18 protein-coding genes are annotated in these 16,799 nt (G+C 35.8%); 7 read left to right on the plus strand and 11 right to left on the minus strand.

Annotated features, from left to right (window positions below):
* Positions 1 to 51: 51 nt before the first annotated feature.
* The 5 genes from WH267_RS13820 to WH267_RS13840 form a co-directional block, all read right to left on the minus strand.
* Entirely contained in the window at positions 52 to 717 is a 666-nt protein-coding gene (locus WH267_RS13820; RefSeq protein WP_340009007.1) for a hypothetical protein, read from the minus strand.
* An 18-nt stretch (positions 718 to 735) separates the two neighbouring features.
* Complete coding sequence (locus WH267_RS13825; protein WP_340009009.1) at positions 736 to 1,224, minus strand: hypothetical protein; 489 nt, start codon at positions 1,222 to 1,224, stop codon at positions 736 to 738.
* A gap of 85 nt (positions 1,225 to 1,309) precedes the next feature.
* Complete coding sequence (locus WH267_RS13830; RefSeq protein ID WP_340009010.1) at positions 1,310 to 2,536, minus strand: 3-phosphoshikimate 1-carboxyvinyltransferase; 1,227 nt, start codon at positions 2,534 to 2,536, stop codon at positions 1,310 to 1,312.
* Positions 2,537 to 2,609: 73 nt separating this feature from the next.
* Positions 2,610 to 2,936, minus strand: a complete 327-nt coding sequence (locus tag WH267_RS13835) for a nucleotide pyrophosphohydrolase (RefSeq protein ID WP_065395382.1) — start codon at positions 2,934 to 2,936, stop codon at positions 2,610 to 2,612.
* Entirely contained in the window at positions 2,936 to 4,345 is a 1,410-nt protein-coding gene (locus WH267_RS13840) for a hypothetical protein (protein ID WP_340009013.1), read from the minus strand. The genes WH267_RS13835 and WH267_RS13840 overlap by 1 nt, the downstream gene beginning before the upstream one ends.
* A 183-nt stretch (positions 4,346 to 4,528) precedes the next feature.
* Here WH267_RS13840 and WH267_RS13845 point away from each other — a divergent pair, with 183 nt between their 5' ends.
* Both WH267_RS13845 and WH267_RS13850 read left to right on the plus strand, forming a co-directional pair.
* Positions 4,529 to 4,780, plus strand: coding sequence for a type B 50S ribosomal protein L31 (locus tag WH267_RS13845; protein WP_027375398.1), 252 nt, complete (start codon positions 4,529 to 4,531; stop codon positions 4,778 to 4,780).
* Positions 4,781 to 5,041: 261 nt separating this feature from the next.
* Positions 5,042 to 6,202, plus strand: coding sequence for a putative sugar nucleotidyl transferase (locus tag WH267_RS13850; RefSeq protein ID WP_340009024.1), 1,161 nt, complete (start codon positions 5,042 to 5,044; stop codon positions 6,200 to 6,202).
* Positions 6,203 to 6,251: 49 nt separating this feature from the next.
* On the opposite strand, the gene WH267_RS13855 is transcribed toward WH267_RS13850, so the two are convergent.
* Entirely contained in the window at positions 6,252 to 7,061 is an 810-nt protein-coding gene (locus tag WH267_RS13855) for a hypothetical protein (protein WP_340009026.1), read from the minus strand.
* A gap of 267 nt (positions 7,062 to 7,328) precedes the next feature.
* Here WH267_RS13855 and WH267_RS13860 point away from each other — a divergent pair, with 267 nt between their 5' ends.
* From WH267_RS13860 to guaB, 5 genes are all read left to right on the plus strand, one after another.
* Positions 7,329 to 7,838 (plus strand): RNA polymerase sigma factor, encoded by a 510-nt coding sequence (locus WH267_RS13860; RefSeq protein ID WP_115970560.1) that lies wholly within the window; start codon positions 7,329 to 7,331, stop codon positions 7,836 to 7,838.
* Positions 7,813 to 8,484 carry a hypothetical protein gene (locus WH267_RS13865; protein WP_185018909.1) on the plus strand — a complete coding sequence of 224 codons (672 nt, stop codon included), beginning with the start codon at positions 7,813 to 7,815 and terminating at the stop codon, positions 8,482 to 8,484. The genes WH267_RS13860 and WH267_RS13865 overlap by 26 nt, the downstream gene beginning before the upstream one ends.
* Before the next feature lie 49 nt (positions 8,485 to 8,533).
* Positions 8,534 to 9,814, plus strand: a complete 1,281-nt coding sequence (locus tag WH267_RS13870; RefSeq protein ID WP_340009028.1) for a DUF4252 domain-containing protein — start codon at positions 8,534 to 8,536, stop codon at positions 9,812 to 9,814.
* Between the two features lie 10 nt (positions 9,815 to 9,824).
* Positions 9,825 to 10,325 carry a DUF4252 domain-containing protein gene (locus WH267_RS13875; RefSeq protein ID WP_340009030.1) on the plus strand — a complete coding sequence of 167 codons (501 nt, stop codon included), beginning with the start codon at positions 9,825 to 9,827 and terminating at the stop codon, positions 10,323 to 10,325.
* 218 nt (positions 10,326 to 10,543) lie between these two features.
* Positions 10,544 to 12,004 carry an IMP dehydrogenase gene (guaB, locus tag WH267_RS13880; protein ID WP_123320959.1) on the plus strand — a complete coding sequence of 487 codons (1,461 nt, stop codon included), beginning with the start codon at positions 10,544 to 10,546 and terminating at the stop codon, positions 12,002 to 12,004.
* A 51-nt stretch (positions 12,005 to 12,055) separates the two neighbouring features.
* On the opposite strand, the gene WH267_RS13885 is transcribed toward guaB, so the two are convergent.
* From WH267_RS13885 to WH267_RS13905, 5 genes are all read right to left on the minus strand, one after another.
* Entirely contained in the window at positions 12,056 to 12,322 is a 267-nt protein-coding gene (locus WH267_RS13885; RefSeq protein WP_228438605.1) for a KTSC domain-containing protein, read from the minus strand.
* Between the two features lie 22 nt (positions 12,323 to 12,344).
* Positions 12,345 to 13,031: a T9SS type A sorting domain-containing protein gene (locus tag WH267_RS13890; protein WP_115970556.1), complete on the minus strand. Its 687-nt coding sequence runs from the start codon at positions 13,029 to 13,031 to the stop codon at positions 12,345 to 12,347.
* A 5-nt stretch (positions 13,032 to 13,036) separates the two neighbouring features.
* Positions 13,037 to 13,630: a phage tail protein gene (locus WH267_RS13895; RefSeq protein WP_115970555.1), complete on the minus strand. Its 594-nt coding sequence runs from the start codon at positions 13,628 to 13,630 to the stop codon at positions 13,037 to 13,039.
* 106 nt (positions 13,631 to 13,736) lie between these two features.
* Positions 13,737 to 15,614 carry an AAA family ATPase gene (locus WH267_RS13900; RefSeq protein ID WP_340009034.1) on the minus strand — a complete coding sequence of 626 codons (1,878 nt, stop codon included), beginning with the start codon at positions 15,612 to 15,614 and terminating at the stop codon, positions 13,737 to 13,739.
* Complete coding sequence (locus tag WH267_RS13905) at positions 15,614 to 16,684, minus strand: DUF4407 domain-containing protein (protein ID WP_115970587.1); 1,071 nt, start codon at positions 16,682 to 16,684, stop codon at positions 15,614 to 15,616. Before WH267_RS13905 ends, WH267_RS13900 begins: the two co-directional genes overlap by 1 nt.
* Positions 16,685 to 16,799 lie beyond the last annotated feature (115 nt).

The following is a 16,799-nucleotide window of genomic DNA, read 5'->3' on the forward strand; positions in this document are numbered from 1 at the left end:
ATAGTTTTTCCAGGATAGATAACCTCCATCTTCAAGCATGCTGGTTCCATCTTAAAATACAAAATCTTCCTTCAATCCCGGAATTTTGAACTTGTGTTCACCCATTTTGAAATCATCCATTTTAATAAGGGTCTTAAGCTTATAATTAAATTCCTTGTTGAAGCTTTCCGGTACTTTGGTCTCATCATCACATGACGAATACTCTCTGTCCACAATGACTTTTCCTGTAGAAAAATTGATTTCATTGGTAAAATCAAACTCACAGTTATCTGCAAAATTATCATAGGAACCTATGAGATAAAAATCTCCGTTCTGGAATCTGAAAGTATGTTTATTAGTCAGGGTATGTCTTGAATTGCTGGAGAAATGCTGTTCAACAATCAGGCAGTTGTTTTTAATCTGAATGTCAAGAATATTACCATCAGGATAAAAGCCCATCCTACTTGAATAAAGCAGAGTAGAATTTTCTTTCCAGATCTTAAGATTTCCCTGATCATTTTTCAGGATATAGAAAACTCTTTTATAATCTTTTTCTTCGGCAGATGCTGGTTTATCAGTATCGAATACAAGAACAGTTTCATTCTTGCCATCCTTATCCAGATCTCCTTTGATCTCCTTCACTTTTTTATAACCTTTTGGAACAGAAAAATTTTTCAGGTTTTGAGCAAAAGATAGAGTTGCAAGTATAATGGCAATACAAGAAAATAACTTTTTCATAGGAAAAATATTCAGGAATTATAATCCTGTATTCTCTTTTACAATCAATGTGGATTCGTCCAAACTGTTTAGATTGCCCTTTATCGATTTGTATATCCCCGGAATATCAGTTTCTTTCCCTTTGTTATCTGTTACAGTAACTCCTGTGGAATGGGATGCGTCTTCCGCATAATAAGAATTGTATACCTGATACTGATAGTTATTATTAGTGAATGACAAGTAACTCAGATCCATTCCTGCATTTTGCTTCCCTCCGCCTCTGTGATAAGATCTGTAGCTAAACTGTTTCCAGCTATCTTTAGTTCTTGCCACAGGAAACTGCATTTCTACTTTATTTTTATTTCCGAAACGATATTGAATGTATTCATCTTTTTTATCTTTTACCAATGTCATTTTCTTTCCGTTTTTTGTTTCAAAAGAATAGATGATTTCTTCATTGGGAAGAAGGTACTGTGCCCATATTGATAACGGAAGTGTCAAGGCAAATAAGATAAGATATTTTTTCATGATTGGGTGTGGTTTTTAATGGATGCAGTAATTTGAGAATACTCAATGATTCATTCTCAAACTACCACATTTTCAGATTTTCAAATTAATTTGACATAATGCTTGAAAGGTCTTCCCAGAACATCGGGTAAGATTTTTCCACAACATTTTCATCTTCAATAGTAAGTTCCCCGATCAGGCAGTAAGGGGCAAAGCTCATGGCCATTCTGTGATCTTGGTATGTTTTGATTGAAATAGATTTTTCAGGTTCTCCAAAACTTACCGATTCAATGGTTAAATCTGTAATTTCGGTTTCTGTACCCAGCTTCTTCAGTTCATTATATAAAGCCTGAAGCCTGTCTGTTTCTTTGACTCTTAATGTTCCCAATCCTGAAATTTCAAAAGGAATCTTCAATGCAGCGGCCGTTACACAAAGTGTTTGTGCAATATCCGGACAGTTGTTCATGTCAAGGATAATTTTTTCAGGGAAAGAAAAATCAGGCTGAGGTTCCAGCGTAAGTTGATGTTCAGCTTCAGAATAGGTTGTTGTAATTCCAAAAAAATCCTCATAAATTTTTGCAATAGCTGAATCTCCTTGAGTAGATTCTTTGTAGAAACTTTTCAGATGAATGGTTTCTCTTCCCAACGCACAGATCGAGTAGAAGTAGGATGCAGAGCTCCAGTCACTTTCCACTTCGTAGCTTTTGGTGGAAGCGTCATTATTTTGAGTGAAAGGTTCTACTTTAATGGTATTTCCTTCAAAGCTGTTTTTAATTCCGAATCTTGTCAGAATATCAAGGGTCATTTCAATATAAGATCTTGAAGTCACTTCTCCCACAAGACGAATTTCCAGTCCGTTTTCAAGTTTTCCTGCAATAAGAAGCAGAGAAGTAATAAACTGGCTGGAAATATTAGCAGGGACATTTACAGAAGTCTGTGTAATCTTTTTTCCTGTGATTTTTAAAGGGGGAAACCCTTCGTTTTCCATATATTCGATCTCAGCACCAAGATCTTTCAGGGCACTTACCAGATTTTTGATCGGCCTTTCCTTCATTCTTCCGGAGCCGGTAAGTATTGTAGTTTTTCCCTCCTGAATAGAGTAGTAGGATGTAAGGAAACGCATCGCTGTTCCTGCATGGTGAATATCTACTACATCCGTAACTTCAGACAATGCCTTTTTCAGCAATTGCGTATCCTGAGAATTAGATAAATTCCCGATTTTTATATTACTAAACAGACTTTCCAGAATCAATAAACGATTCGAAATACTTTTCGAACCGCTGATCTGTACTGTTTTATTTCCTACTAATGTTGATTTTTCTAACTTCTTCATTATTTCTTCAGATTTCAGAATCCGAATGCCGTATTTCAAGTGTGATTGTATTTGAAATCTAGCATCTGGAGTCTTATTTTAATTTCTCATTATTCTGATGACGATCTTTATCACGATCGGTTTTTATTTTCATTTTTCTGTCAAAAGCATCCTGCAGATTAACACCGGTTTGGTTAGCCAGACATAATGTTACAAACAGTACATCTGCCAGCTCCTCGCCAAGATCTTTGCTTTTATCACTTTCCTTTTCACTCTGTTCACCATATCTTCTGGCAATGATTCTGGCTACTTCACCTACTTCTTCAGTAAGCATGGCCATATTGGTCAGTTCATTAAAATATCTTACACCGATGGTTTTGATCCATTCGTCAACCTGCTGTTGTAATTGCGTAATTTCCATTATTGATAAGCTCCGAGTGTAGGATTAGTGGTTCTTGATTCATTTACAATATCAAAAGGTACGTTGCCTGCTACAGTTACATTTCCTTTTCCTTTTGCCGGAGATGTCGTTTTTACTCTTAGATTCATTTTTGCAGCAAAATAATTCATAAACTGAGGATCCTCATTTTTGATTGTCTGTACTACATTTACATTATTATCAAAAGTAAACCCAGCTTCTGAAGTACCGGAATATTTCAATAAACAGTTTTGAATCAGGTAGTCAAACTGTTGTCCAGGTGTTGCTTCAAACTGTAATGCATTATCCCTGTCAGAATAAACGATGCTGTTTCTGAGGTTAAATTGCTGTAAAGCACCTTGTTCTGACTGTCCTTTTTCATTCTTCCATTCATTCGTTACGAAGATCCCATTTCTGTTAAAAGTTCCCATCGATTTAGAATAGTTGGCAACGGTAACATGAGTATAATTATGGCTTCCGCCTTTGAAAATCCCGATACATGATGAACCACAGTTATTCATCACTAAGTTGCTTGCTGTAACTTTAGAATCGACTGCATAAATTCCATATTCAAAGAAAGTATGTATAAATGAATTGGTAATATTGGCAGTGGTCTGTTTCATCTCCAGACCTTTTGTTCCTCCAAATAATCTGGCATGATTCATATTAAGAATAGATGCAGGTTCCATTTTAATAGAATTCCAGTTTTTGGATATCGTATCATAATAAGGATCATTCCTTTCGCCACGAAGGATAACCTGTTTGTCTAAAGTACCATTAATATTTAAAACAGCATTTGATGAAACTTTCATTCCGCTGTTTTTGCGGAAATATACCTTAGTGCCAGGATCTATATCCAACGTTACGTTCTTATCCAGGGTAAGATCTCCATAGATGATCTTCGCCTTATTATTGGTCCAGGTCGTAGAACTGGTAATTATATTAGGATTCGTAGGAGTCTTAATAAAGAATTCTGCATCCTGAACTACAGAGAACAGGGTTACATGCTGCTGGCCGGCAGGTCCTGTGAAAATTACCTTGTCTTCAGCAATGGCTTCCGGGCCTGTTGCCTGTGGAGCAATCTCTACATATATATATAGGCTGTCTTTTTTTCTCAGAGGAACATCTTTAAAATCATATCCCGGTTTTCCATCCACATTGATTCTGTATAATGATGATACCCCATTCTCAAGATTCACCCTTGGGATCAGAATATCTTTATCCTCATTATTATATACTTTTACTACATAGGTTTCAGAACGTACCTGATTATAAACGGTATCACAGAATACGGTATCTCTTGAAAATCTTAACTGTTGTGAAGGCGCATCAAACGTAATGTCATCCTTATTACACGATACTGCGACAAGGAGCATCCAGAAAGAAAAAGCCAGTAATAATTTGAATTTCATCGAAATTAAAGTTTAAGTAAGTTCCAAATTTAACGAAAATACTTTGAATTTCTTATCAATAAAAAAATATTGAATTCACTATTTGGAAATTAGAAAAAAAGTTGTACTTTTGCAACCTAAAATTAGCAGAGAAATATCCATTACTATTTCGAAAGCAAACTTTAATTTTTTAAAAATAGCATTATGAAAAACGGAATCCACCCAGAAAATTATAGACTTGTTGTTTTCAAAGATATGAGTAACGACGAGGTGTTTCTTTGCAAATCTACTGCAGAAACAAAAGATACTATCGAGTTCGAAGGACAAGAGTATCCATTAATCAAAATGGAAATCTCTTCAACTTCTCACCCTTTCTACACAGGTAAAGTTAAGTTAGTTGACACAGCTGGTAGAGTTGATAAGTTCATGAACAAATACAAAAAATTCGCTAAGTAATTTTTGTATACTCAAAATATTAAAGCCTTTCAATTTTTTGGAAGGCTTTTTTGTTGTAAAAAATAAATGACAGAACTTATGAACAAGATAGGATATGCCAAAGGTATCATCCATCCTTCACCTCTTTGTCTATTATCTATCCATTTATTATCTTCTGTCTTCTCTCCCAACTTCTCCCATCTTTTTGTATTTTTGTTTTTAGACAGTAAAAGTTCGGCCTTAGTCTTTACCTTCTGTCTTGTAACCTTTAACTTCTAAAAAATGCAATTAGTATTTTCAGACGCACAATATTGGGAAGATTTTCTTCCGCTTACCTTTACAAGACCGGTTGCAGCGATGCGATGCGGAATCCTTACTTTCTCTGAAAGATGGCAGAGAATTCTGGAGAATACAGAAGTTTCTTTTTTTACAGAAATGTACCTTCAGGATAAATTTAAAGTTCCGGAAGAAAAAGAGAGCCTTTTTATCGTTCCGAACTTTATTCCCACAGAATCTGTTATTCAGCAGATCAAAGACCTTAAGCAGGGAGAGGCATTGGTATATGAAGATGAATTGGTAGCAGCGAAGATTAATATGAAAGGGTTTTCCCTTCATCAGATCGAAAAAATGACGGATATTAAGGAAGAACTGATCTTTTTCAAAAAGCCAGCCGATCTGTTTACTTACAATCATCATGCGATTGATTTTGACTTTGCTCTGCTTACCCACGGAAGAACTTCACAGGAACTGTCTTCTACCAATGGGTTTTTAGGTGACAAAAAAGACCTTTTCATCGAAGAGGGTGCTTCTGTTGAATTTTCAACGATCAATACGAAAACAGGAAAAATCTATATCGGGAAAAATACAGAAGTAATGGAAGGGTGTCATCTTCGCGGACCTATTGCACTTTGTGACGATTCTAAATTTAATCTAGGGGCTAAAATCTATGGTGCTACCACGGTAGGGCCACACTGTAAAGTGGGAGGAGAAGTCAATAATATTATTATTTTCGGATATTCCAGCAAAGGCCATGAAGGCTTTGTCGGAAATTCTGTGATTGGCGAATGGTGCAACTTTGGAGCCGATACCAATTCATCCAATATGAAAAATAACTACGGACATGTAAAATTCTGGAGTTACAGAACCAAAGCTTTTGAAGATACAGGTTTACAATTTGCCGGGATGATTATGGGTGACCATTCTAAAACTGCTATCAATACTCAGTTAAATACAGGAACCGTTGTAGGAGTGGCGTCCAATATTTTCAAACCGGGTTTTCCACCGAACCTTGTGGAAAATTTCTCATGGGGAGGTTTAAAAGATGATGAGAAATTCAGATTGGATAAAGTGTATGAAGTGGCAGAAAGGGCGATGGCGAGAAGAAAATTAGCTTTAACGGAAGAAGATAAGGCAATTCTGAAGCATGTTTTTGATACCTATTAAAAAACTAAAATAAAATAGAGAACCCTCAGTATTTCTGAGGGTTTGTTTTTTAGTTTGAATATAATAATCTTAGACTATCTAAATAACTTTTTCCGGAAATAATCTCTGCTTCTTTGTCTTTGAAAAAAAAGAATTGATACGCTGGGTTTTCTTTTTGTAATTTCTCAAATTTTCTTTCACTAATGCTTTTTCCATTGAAATAATAGTAGTCCGGAGGGGTTTCCTGAGAAATATAAACTCCGCCTACAGTATATGTCCTGGAATCAATGCTGAATTCTTTATTCTCTAATCTTTCGTTTTTCTCAAAAATAATAGCTTCATTTTTAAAATCATTTGAACTGATCATATTTTCATTTCTTGAAGCTGCATTAATTTTATCAAAATCAAAGTATAAAACATTTTTCTTCTCAATCAATTCGTTAGGTATTTCCAGAGCAAAAGTTCCATCTTCATCAGTTATTGCTTTAATGTATTTTGATTTAGAGATAAAGAAGACTTCAGCATTAGAGACATTTTCTTTTGTTATTTTAGAAATGAGTTTTCCTGATATTTTTGTGTTGCCAGCTGTTTTTTGTTCGGTAGCCGTTACAAAACTTGGCTTTGTTTGGGCCTGAACAAAAGTGAGGTTTGTAATTAAGATAATTCCTGTAGCTGCTAAAGCGAGTGATCTTGTTGAAATTCTTCCGCAAATTTCTTTTCCATTGGCTGTTTTAAAAATATCCTGGATTTGTTCATCTGTTTTATCAGTGAAATCCACGATGCATTTAGAACACTTCTCGCAAAATTTTCCCTTAGTGGAATTTGACATATTTTCCCAGTCTTCAAGACAGGGGATACTGATTTTAATTTGGTTTTTCATTGTTCATATTGAGAATAAGCCTGGCTGCAGGGTATTTATCTCATAGTATTTTTCATAGATTAAATATAAGGGTTTTATTATTTCCCCGACAAATGAGTTTGACTGGAATATAAAAAATAAAAATATTGTTGGGCTCAATATTTAAAGGGAATTTATCCTGTAATGCAATTTGGTTAAAAATAAAAAGTTCAAATTTTTCAAAGTTTTTTTATTTTTGATGTAATAGATTGTAAAGACCAATTGTCTTACCTATAAGAAACAAAACTCATGACCCAAGAAACTTTCAAGAATACGGTGTTTATTCTCAAAGACGAGATGTATCGTTTTGCGAAGCGATTCGTCATGAGTAGTGATGAGGCAGAAGATGTAGTGCAGGATATTATGATGAAATTCTGGCAGAAACGGGATGAACTGGAGCAGTTTGGAAATTTAAAATCCTATGCGCTGAAGTCTGTCCGGAACGAATGCCTGAACCGTCTGAAGCATCACGATGTGAAGATAGGCTTTGCGGATATGCAGCTTCACCGGTCGGAACTTTACAGTATGGAAGTTGATAATCTTAAAGAATATATTATAGGATTTATCAATCAGCTTCCCGAAAAACAGAAACTGGTGATCCACTTGAAAGATGTAGAAGAGTACGATGTTTCTGAAATTTCCGAAATGCTGGAAATGGAGGAAAATGCAGTAAGGGTAAACCTTATGCGGGCAAGACAAAAAGTAAAAGAACAAATCTCACAACTGATGAGCTATGAAAAAAGATCAATTACAAGATAAATACGATGAAATCTTCCAGGATATAAAGGAAGAAAAAATGGAATGGAGCTTTGATGATTTTCTTCAACAGGCAGAAAATACGAAGCCTGAAGAGAATGCAACTCCTGTTATTCCGTTGGAAGAAAAGAGAAAGCCCTCCTTTCCCAAATGGTTCTGGATGGCCGCCAGTATAATGCTGGTCTTTGGTGTCGGACTTTTCCTTAAAAACAATTCCGGAACAGAAGTTCATGATAAGGAAAGTCTGGTGAAAAATGAAGTGTTAAGGCAAAAATCCGGCTTCATTGAAGAAAATAATAATCACCAGGAGCAGGTGGCAGTAAATCATACCGATTCTATTTCAGGAACAAAAAAAGATTCTATCTTTCAGGATAATCATGTGGCTGAAAAAGATGTAATGGATGAGATATTGCCGAAAAGAGGAAGACTTAAAAAAGAAAGAAAACCAAGGTATGCAGACAACTCCTCTTTACAAAATAATAAGTCTAAAGATTCTACAGGATATGAAAATTCTTATGTCATTGTAAATGGTAAAAGAATAGACAATGTAGAAGAAGCAATCAATGTAACAAAGTATTCATTCCAGATATTTGCAAATAACGTTAGTGAAAAACTGGCACAGCCTACGGTGGTAGACGATGATTATTAATCGGAAAAAGAATTGCCATCATTAACCTTAAGAAAATAAAAATTGACTCATGAAAAAACTATTCATAATATTCGCTCTCGCTTTTTCCCATTTCTTTAATGTATATGGACAAAAAGATAAATTTGACCAGCTCTTTGACAAATATCAGGAAGTGGAAGGAGTAACCTCTATTAAGATTGCAAAACCAATGTTTGGTATGCTGAGCAGTCTCAATATAGATGATTCCCAACTGGATCAGATTAAACCGTTATTATCAAAAATCAACGGATTAAAAATTCTTATTACTGAAAATCAGGAAAAAGGAAATACTGTTGATGGCCGCAAGGTTCAGACTAATATGTCTCAGCTGGGTAAAGATATTTCATCTTATTTGAAAAATCTGAACTATAGCGAAATCATGTCGGTGAATAACGCAGGGGCTAAAGTGAAATTTCTTTCCGCAGAAGCTAAGAACGGTATTTTAGAAGACCTGTTGCTGAGTATTGACGGGGGGAACGGTGAAAACATTTTTGTAATGCTTGACGGAAAACTTTCCATGGATGATGTAAGCAAGATCATCAACTCCAGCGAAACGAAAAAGAATCCGGTAACCAGCACAAGAAATAGCCTGACTTCAGAGAATAATTCATCTTACCTGAACGGAGAAGCAAGGAATGTAGGCGATTTTTCAGGAATCCAGGTGAGTACAGGAGTAAACGTAATCTTTAAACAGGAAAAACAAACCAGTGTAAAAGTGATTGCAGATGCAGATAAGCTGCAATATATTATTACAAAAGTGGAGAATGGGGTTTTGAAAGTTTATATCGATAATAAAGGGGTGAGAAATCTGAGATTTAAAAATTTGAGTATCAATGTATCTTCCCCAAGAATGGAAAATATTGATGTATCATCAGGATCTAACTTTACAGTAGTACAGTCTATTCAGGAGAAAAATATGAAAATTGACGCTTCATCCGGTTCCAACCTAACAGGAGATTTCAAGATTTCAAATACTACAAACATTTCAGCTTCTTCCGGATCAAATATCAGAGCAGGAATTACATCGGGGAATATCGGTGTCAAAATTTCAAGCGGTTCCAATGTCAGCCTGCGCGGAAAAGCAGACTCCGGAACTATTGATATCAGTAGTGGAGCACTGTGTAAAGCAGATGATCTGGAATTTACTTATCTTGAAACAGAAGCTACTTCCGGAGGTAACCTTAGTGTAAATGTATCAGGAAAACTGAAAGTAAGGGCCTCTTCAGGAGGATCGGTAAGATATAAAGGAAGACCTGAAATAGATGCCAACATCAGTAAAACATCAGGAGGATTATTAAAAGCAATAGACTAAAATCATCACCATGAAAACTCTTAAAACTATTTTATTTTCGCTTTTGGTAATAGGTACACTTCAATCCTGTATTGTTTCCAGTAAACCAAAGATGGATTTCTTCTCAGATTCCGGATATGATTTTAAAGGTGCCAGGTTTACAAGTTTTAATGTGCCACTAATGCTGGCCAAACCCTATATCAAGAAAGCTCTGAGAGAAGATGGGGAAAGTGAAGAACTCATCAGCCTTATCAAAAAGATCTCTAAAATAAAGATTCTTACAGTAGAAAACGGCAGTAAAGAAATGCTGAACGATTATGCTAAATTCCTAAATAATAATCATTTTGAAGAGTGGGCGACTATAAAACATAATGGAGAAAATGTAAATCTACGCGTGAAACAGGAAGGAGAGGCCATTAAAAATATGCTTATTACTGTAAATTCACATAAAGAATTGGTTTTTGTGGATGTAAAAGGAAGTTTTACCCCGGATGATATTTCAAAAATGATCAATGCCGTTGCAGACAAATAATCTTATAAAGAATTTTGTTTAAAACAGCAGATTAATCATGAGAGAAAATTAATTGTTGCAAGTAGTTTCAGACATACTCAATTTATTTTGTAAAGGAAAACCGTTCTTAAAAAGAGCGGTTTTTCGATTTAAGTTATTGATTATTAATTTTTATTTAAACTATTAAAAATGATTTTCATATGTCGTTAAAATAACCTAATTTTGCACAGAAAGTAAAGATGTCTATTCATAACAAAATTGTAGAGACAGCCATCACTTTCGATGACGTTCTTCTAGTCCCTTCTTATTCAGAAGTTTTACCTAATCAGGTTTCATTAAAATCAAGACTTACCGACAAAATCACGCTGAATGTTCCGATAGTTTCCGCTGCAATGGACACTGTTACTGAAGGTGATTTAGCAATTGCACTGGCAAGAGTTGGAGGTTTAGGCTTTATCCACAAAAACATGACGATTGCTGAGCAGGCAGCACAGGTAAACCGTGTGAAACGTTCCGAAAACGGAATGATTTCAGATCCGGTTACCCTATCAAAAGACTACACTTTAGGACAGGCTAAAGAGATGATGGCTAAGTTCAAAATCTCAGGACTTCCTGTAGTGGATACTAATAATGTTCTTATCGGAATTATTACCAACAGAGATGTAAAGTATCAGGAAAATCTTGATGTGAAAGTAGAGGAGATCATGACAAAAGAAAACCTGATCACTTCAGACAAAGATACCAATCTTGAAAAAGCAAAAGAAATCCTTCTTAGAAGCAGAGTTGAGAAATTACCTATTGTAGATAAGGATAACAAGCTTGTAGGTTTAATTACCATTAAAGATATCGATAATCAACTAGAATATCCAAATGCCAATAAAGACCAGAACGGACGCCTTATCGTAGGAGCCGGAGTGGGAGTGGGAGAAGATACTTTAGACAGAATTGAAGCTTTGGTACAGGCTGGAGTGGATATTATTGCTATTGACTCTGCACACGGACATTCTAAGGGAGTTTTAGATAAAATTTCTGAAATCAGAAAAGCTTATCCGAACTTAGATATCGTAGGTGGAAATATTGTAACTGCTGAAGCGGCTGCAGATCTTATCAAAGCAGGGGCTAATGTCCTTAAAGTAGGTGTTGGACCAGGTTCTATCTGTACAACAAGAGTAGTTGCCGGAGTTGGGGTACCTCAGCTATCTGCAATCTATAATGTATACGAATATGCTAAATCTCAGAACGTAACTGTAATTGCAGATGGTGGGATCAAGCTTTCCGGAGATATTGTAAAAGCTATTGCAAGTGGAGCAGGAGCAGTAATGCTGGGTTCTCTTTTAGCAGGTACAGACGAAGCGCCAGGAGAAGAAATTATCTTCCAGGGAAGAAAATTCAAGTCTTACCAGGGAATGGGAAGCCTTTCTGCCATGAAGAGAGGAGGAAAAGAAAGATATTTCCAGAGTGAAGCTAAAAAATTCGTTCCGGAAGGAATTGAAGGAAGAGTACCACACAAAGGAAAATTAGAAGATGTGATCTTCCAGTTAACCGGAGGTTTAAGAGCTGGTATGGGATATTGTGGGGCTAAAGATATTGAAGTTTTACAAAAAGATTCCAAACTGGTAATGATTACAGGAAGTGGATTGAAAGAATCACACCCACATGATGTGATCATCACGCAGGAAGCTCCTAACTATTCTTTATAAAGAATTTTAATAATATAGAAAAGACTGTCTCATCATAAAGACAGTCTTTTTTTATTTCACTTTTTTATATGCAAATCTGGGTTTGATAACCTTGTTTAAATATTTACCTCTGGATGAAGCCTTACCAAAGTTCTCAATAATATGAAGCGGGACTTTAAAATAATCATATACGGCTCCAGACTGATATATAATTCTTAATATTTCAGTTTCCGGAAAATAAATGAAATTATTGACAACACTGGATGGCATATTCAGTTTCCAGCAAAAAATATTCCCTAAAATAAAACAAAGACTTTCGGAGTCTCCAAAAGCCTTCATTAGTTTTATGAAGAAAATTATTTTATTTTTTCACGAATTTAAATTCATGAGACTGTAGATTCCTCATTATAATTTTTAAGATATACATTCCCGGAGTAAGTTTTGACACATCAACCTTTGAATCGAAGACTTCAGACTTAATAAGTCGTCCATCAATATTGTAGATCTGCATAACCTGTGCATCATTAATTCCTGAAACCTGAATGAAATCAGAAACAGGATTGGGGAAGATCTGAATTTTACTTTTGGAAATTTCCTGTATTCCTAATGTCACGCCCTGTACATCGCCCATCATGGTAGAATTGGCAGCTGTAAGATTTCCGTTACAGTCTCCATTGGTTACAGTTGTATTTTCAATCCATGTTCCTATTGCATTACCCGGAGGTATCGAAAGGGAATTATTTCCTGTTGAATTGTAATAAATTAAATAAGGAGTGGTGAAAGTGCCGTTTCCTTCGTCACCAAGGAATTCCCATCTGGTAAGCGCATTGTTCCATTGAATTTTAAATTCACAGTTTCCCAACCCTCCACAGGGTTGTTGATCATTAATAGGAGTTGTCATGTAGATGTTTTTATTGAAAGTATCCACTCCTGTTTTATTAAAAGTAAAATTCTGATTTTCAAACAGGTTATGACATCCATTAAAGGTAATCGTCTGGGCTGAAGCTGAGCCTGCAAGTACCAGACATAGTAAGTAAAGGTATTTCATAACAATTAATTATGGGAAGGGAAAATACCATTTAGCGCAATAATACATTTTAATGTAATAAATGGTTGTCTGTTTTCGTGAGGTTGGTTTCCTCCGGTATTGCCTATCATACTACTTTTCATGGTAGTATCTGCTGCTGCGTCTGAATATTCTTTATCCAGAACTTTTGTATTAGCCGGAAGGCTTCCGGTGGGTACATTCTGATTTCCTTCTGCTGTTACAGCACTTACTGAATGGCTGTGGGCTGGCATTTGGGTAACTGTTAATGTTACTCCTTCAGCACCGCCAACTTCTCCTAAAGTGTAAGTGGTTCCACTTGAAGGGCTTGTCCCGTTATGAATAAGTACCCGGCCTCTCATATCCGGTAATGCGAAATTGGTGGTCCCATTTCCACCATAAGTTGTTCCCAACAGTGAAAAAAGAGCTTGATTTTGAGCAATTGGTAAAATTTGTCCGTTACATTCGGCCCAGCCATTCGGGGCAAAATTATAGGGTACGAATGCAATTTGTCCTAAGAAAGGATCTGACCCTTGAGCTTTTAATGCAGGGGAAAATGCACTGCAGATGAGCAGTGTGCATACGAAAAGTAAATTTTTCATGATAATTGATTTTTACTAGTATAAAGTTAAAAAGAAAAAACCTTTCAGATTCAACTAAAAGGTTTGATTTTATTAATGGTTTTGGTGATTTCTATAGATATTTTCTCTAGGAATTTAATAAATCATGATAATTTATTATATGCAAATATCCCTCTTCTTTAATGCTTACTACTAATTGATGTTTAATAGCTATATCATAAATTTCTTTTGGAGACATGCTTCCTTTCTCGCTAAGTATTTTGCTCATATTTTTAAGCAGATCAAGATGAAGGATCAGATCTTCCCGTGTTTTTTGTACAAGATCCTGCATCAGTTTTTCAACTCTTTCATCTGTAATATGCTGCTGCATTCGGTGAGCATAGTCCTCCAGATTATAAGTGGCCTGATAATCTTCTTCAAAACCGTATTTCCTGATGAAATCAATGGCTAAACCTGTAGCCTGTTCCCGATCATGACTTCTTCCGATACTTGCATGCTGATCACCAAAAATAATTTCTTCAGCGATACCACCTGCCAGATAGATTTTGATCCTGTCCAGAAGGCTTCCTTTGGTATCATGAATCTGATGTGGGAAAGTAAAACCGGCTGCATAGCTGCTTGCCACCTTGCTTTTAAGCTGTAATGGAGCGAAACCTGTATAGAGCATATAAGAAATGGCATGTCCGCATTCATGGACACTGATGTTGGCTACAGCATCTTGTTGGTTAGCTTGTCGTATGCTGTCGATTCTTCCCAGATAGGGAATTTCAATAGTTCTGCTGCCAACCTTTCCGATAATGATCTTTTTATCCTGAAGATAATCGATTTCAATGCTGTTATCTTCATGAATAATGGCTTCAAAAAGAAACTTGCTCAGGTTAGTATCTAAAATATCCACTACACTGCTGAATACAGGACGAACTCCCTGAACCGGAAATACACCGTTTCTGTAGATCAGCTCATTGATTGCCTTGCTTGTTTTTAAAGAAATACCAAATTTGTTTTTTGTTTTATGCTTCAGATTATTGATCTCCCGTTGGATAAGCTTATGAAAATCTTCGGTTTTTAACGAAAAATAGATCAGATGAATATTTCCGAATCTGGCAACCTGCTCAGGGCGGAATTTTCTGGCTAATGCATTTTTTATATCAACTACAGTTATTTTTTTAGTAAACGCGTGGTAAATATTGGCATCCACATCTGCTTCACTGGTTTCTTTTGACATCTGAAAAGCTTCATCCAGGTTCCCGCTGATGATGATCAGCATTTTGCTGTAATCTACCGGCTCATAGATTTTCTTTTCTTTCTGCTTCTTGCGGATCAGCTTAATCATATCTTCCTCTTTCATTTCAATAATGCTCATTACATCATCATCCATGCTGAGGTATTTTTTTAATTCTTTGGCATCCCAGAGGTTCAGATAAGGGTTTTCATCCAGTTCCGTTTCTCCGTTCAGTTTTCTTCTGTCATTTTCTTTTTTACGGAATAGATAAGAGAATAAATAATGTTCAAGATCTTCCCGTTCTCTTTTGCTGAGACGTCCGTCACTTAAAAGTTCCCAGAAATCTGTGAATTTGGTCTGTGGAACCGGCATTCCATCCGGATCAAGCGTATTAAAACGCTGGATTTCATCGAAGAGAGCAATACTGGGTTTTTCATCGCTTAATCCATTACTTTGTAATATATCAGACACACTTTTGCTCCATGATGTTTCATCTGTATTACTTAGTTCAATTTCTACAAAACGGTTTTGAAAATCAAGAAAACGGACCATTTTTCTCACCAGATCTGTTTTTCCTACGCCGGTCATTCCCCATAGGTTAATTACTACGGGGCGGGTCAGGATCTCAGGCATCAGATACCAGATCTGGATATATTCCATGATATCATCGATGATCTTATCTATACCGATGAATTCTTTTTTAAGGTAAGCTTTACAGTCGTCCAGCTTTTTCTTTTTCTTCCGGATTTCTTCTTTATCAATAATCATGGATGAAAAATACATTATTTTTTTAGATTATCCTTGAAATCATCAACTCTGAAATCGGTTAGCGCATTTCCTTTTTCAATTTTTTCCTTAGAATAAAGCCTGAAATCGTTTTCGGTTTTTTCTAAAAGATAGTCATAAGGACCTACGTGAGAGATCAGTTTTACCAGCACCGGAGAAATTTCAAGACAGATGAATAATCCCATAATAAAGGTAGCAGCCAATCCTATAATGGCAGAATTTTTACCCAACTCATCCAAAGCCTGAAGTCGTGCTGCAAATCCATTGAATTTATCTTCAAAAGTTTCGGTAGACTTTCTTTCAGTTTCAAGATTCGTATATACTTTTGAAATCTCTTTATCAAGATATTCTAATCTTGGAGCTACCTGTTTCTGATAGTTTTCAAGATCCTGCCTGCGTTGCTCCTTCAGTTGCTGTTTACGTTTGGCATTAGACCCGAATCCTTCTTTTCCACTGGTTAGTCCGGATTCTTTTCCCAAAATTTCCTTTTCAAGTTCTACAGAGGCAGAATCATAGGATTGCTGATAGAGGGCTGTTTTTTCTGCGATCTGTTTCTTTTCCGTTTCAAAAGGCCCGCTTTGCTGAAGAATTCTTCCTGTCATTTCACCCTGAAGCTGTTTTTTATTCCTTTGAATAATGGTATTTAATTGTTTATTCACCTCCTTTTCAAAGATTTTCAGTTCTAAAGGTTTTGAAATAATAATCCCTAAAAATGTGGCAAGAATCAAACGGGGAATAGACATCAGGATCTGATTCCACCATGTACCGGTTTTCTTAATGGAAGATACAATATAGCGATCGAGGTTAAAGATCATTAATCCCCATAGAATTCCAAACCCCACTGCTGCCCAGATATTGTCAAATACGGTATACATAGCATAACCTGCAGATAGGGTGGCGAACACTGCCGTAAAAAGTACAATTCCTCCAATTCCGGAAAATTTATTCCATTCACTTGGAGTTTTTCTTAAAATATGGATGTTCCCACCGGAGCATACCATCAGGAACTTTTGGAACCAATTTATTTTATGATTCGTTTGATTTATAGTTTGTTGGTTTGTTTTCATCATAGAAAATTTATACAAAGGTAGTATTAAAAATCATACCAATGTAAAAGATAGTATTATGTTTTACCAAGTAATTTAAACTTTAGCTTTAAATAGTTTATTAACACTATGTTTT

Origin of the sequence: Chryseobacterium sp. MYb328 (genome assembly GCF_037572595.1) — a bacterium.
GTDB classification, from domain to species: Bacteria; Bacteroidota; Bacteroidia; order Flavobacteriales; family Weeksellaceae; genus Chryseobacterium; species Chryseobacterium pennae.

Coding starts and splice junctions, on each gene's coding strand:
- WH267_RS13865 (WP_185018909.1), top strand. CDS start 7,813: ATGAAAAAAGATCAATTACAAGATAAATACGATGAAATCTTCCAGGAT.
- WH267_RS13845 (WP_027375398.1), top strand. CDS start 4,529: ATGAAAAACGGAATCCACCCAGAAAATTATAGACTTGTTGTTTTCAAA.
- WH267_RS13825 (WP_340009009.1), bottom strand. CDS start 1,224: ATGAAAAAATATCTTATCTTATTTGCCTTGACACTTCCGTTATCAATA.
- WH267_RS13860 (WP_115970560.1), top strand. CDS start 7,329: ATGACCCAAGAAACTTTCAAGAATACGGTGTTTATTCTCAAAGACGAG.
- WH267_RS13855 (WP_340009026.1), bottom strand. CDS start 7,061: ATGAAAAACCAAATTAAAATCAGTATCCCCTGTCTTGAAGACTGGGAA.
- guaB (WP_123320959.1), top strand. CDS start 10,544: ATGTCTATTCATAACAAAATTGTAGAGACAGCCATCACTTTCGATGAC.
- WH267_RS13890 (WP_115970556.1), bottom strand. CDS start 13,031: ATGAAATACCTTTACTTACTATGTCTGGTACTTGCAGGCTCAGCTTCA.
- WH267_RS13820 (WP_340009007.1), bottom strand. CDS start 717: ATGAAAAAGTTATTTTCTTGTATTGCCATTATACTTGCAACTCTATCT.
- WH267_RS13840 (WP_340009013.1), bottom strand. CDS start 4,345: ATGAAATTCAAATTATTACTGGCTTTTTCTTTCTGGATGCTCCTTGTC.
- WH267_RS13870 (WP_340009028.1), top strand. CDS start 8,534: ATGAAAAAACTATTCATAATATTCGCTCTCGCTTTTTCCCATTTCTTT.
- WH267_RS13905 (WP_115970587.1), bottom strand. CDS start 16,684: ATGAAAACAAACCAACAAACTATAAATCAAACGAATCATAAAATAAAT.
- WH267_RS13895 (WP_115970555.1), bottom strand. CDS start 13,630: ATGAAAAATTTACTTTTCGTATGCACACTGCTCATCTGCAGTGCATTT.
- WH267_RS13900 (WP_340009034.1), bottom strand. CDS start 15,614: ATGTATTTTTCATCCATGATTATTGATAAAGAAGAAATCCGGAAGAAA.
- WH267_RS13830 (WP_340009010.1), bottom strand. CDS start 2,536: ATGAAGAAGTTAGAAAAATCAACATTAGTAGGAAATAAAACAGTACAG.
- WH267_RS13850 (WP_340009024.1), top strand. CDS start 5,042: ATGCAATTAGTATTTTCAGACGCACAATATTGGGAAGATTTTCTTCCG.
- WH267_RS13835 (WP_065395382.1), bottom strand. CDS start 2,936: ATGGAAATTACGCAATTACAACAGCAGGTTGACGAATGGATCAAAACC.
- WH267_RS13885 (WP_228438605.1), bottom strand. CDS start 12,322: ATGAAGGCTTTTGGAGACTCCGAAAGTCTTTGTTTTATTTTAGGGAAT.
- WH267_RS13875 (WP_340009030.1), top strand. CDS start 9,825: ATGAAAACTCTTAAAACTATTTTATTTTCGCTTTTGGTAATAGGTACA.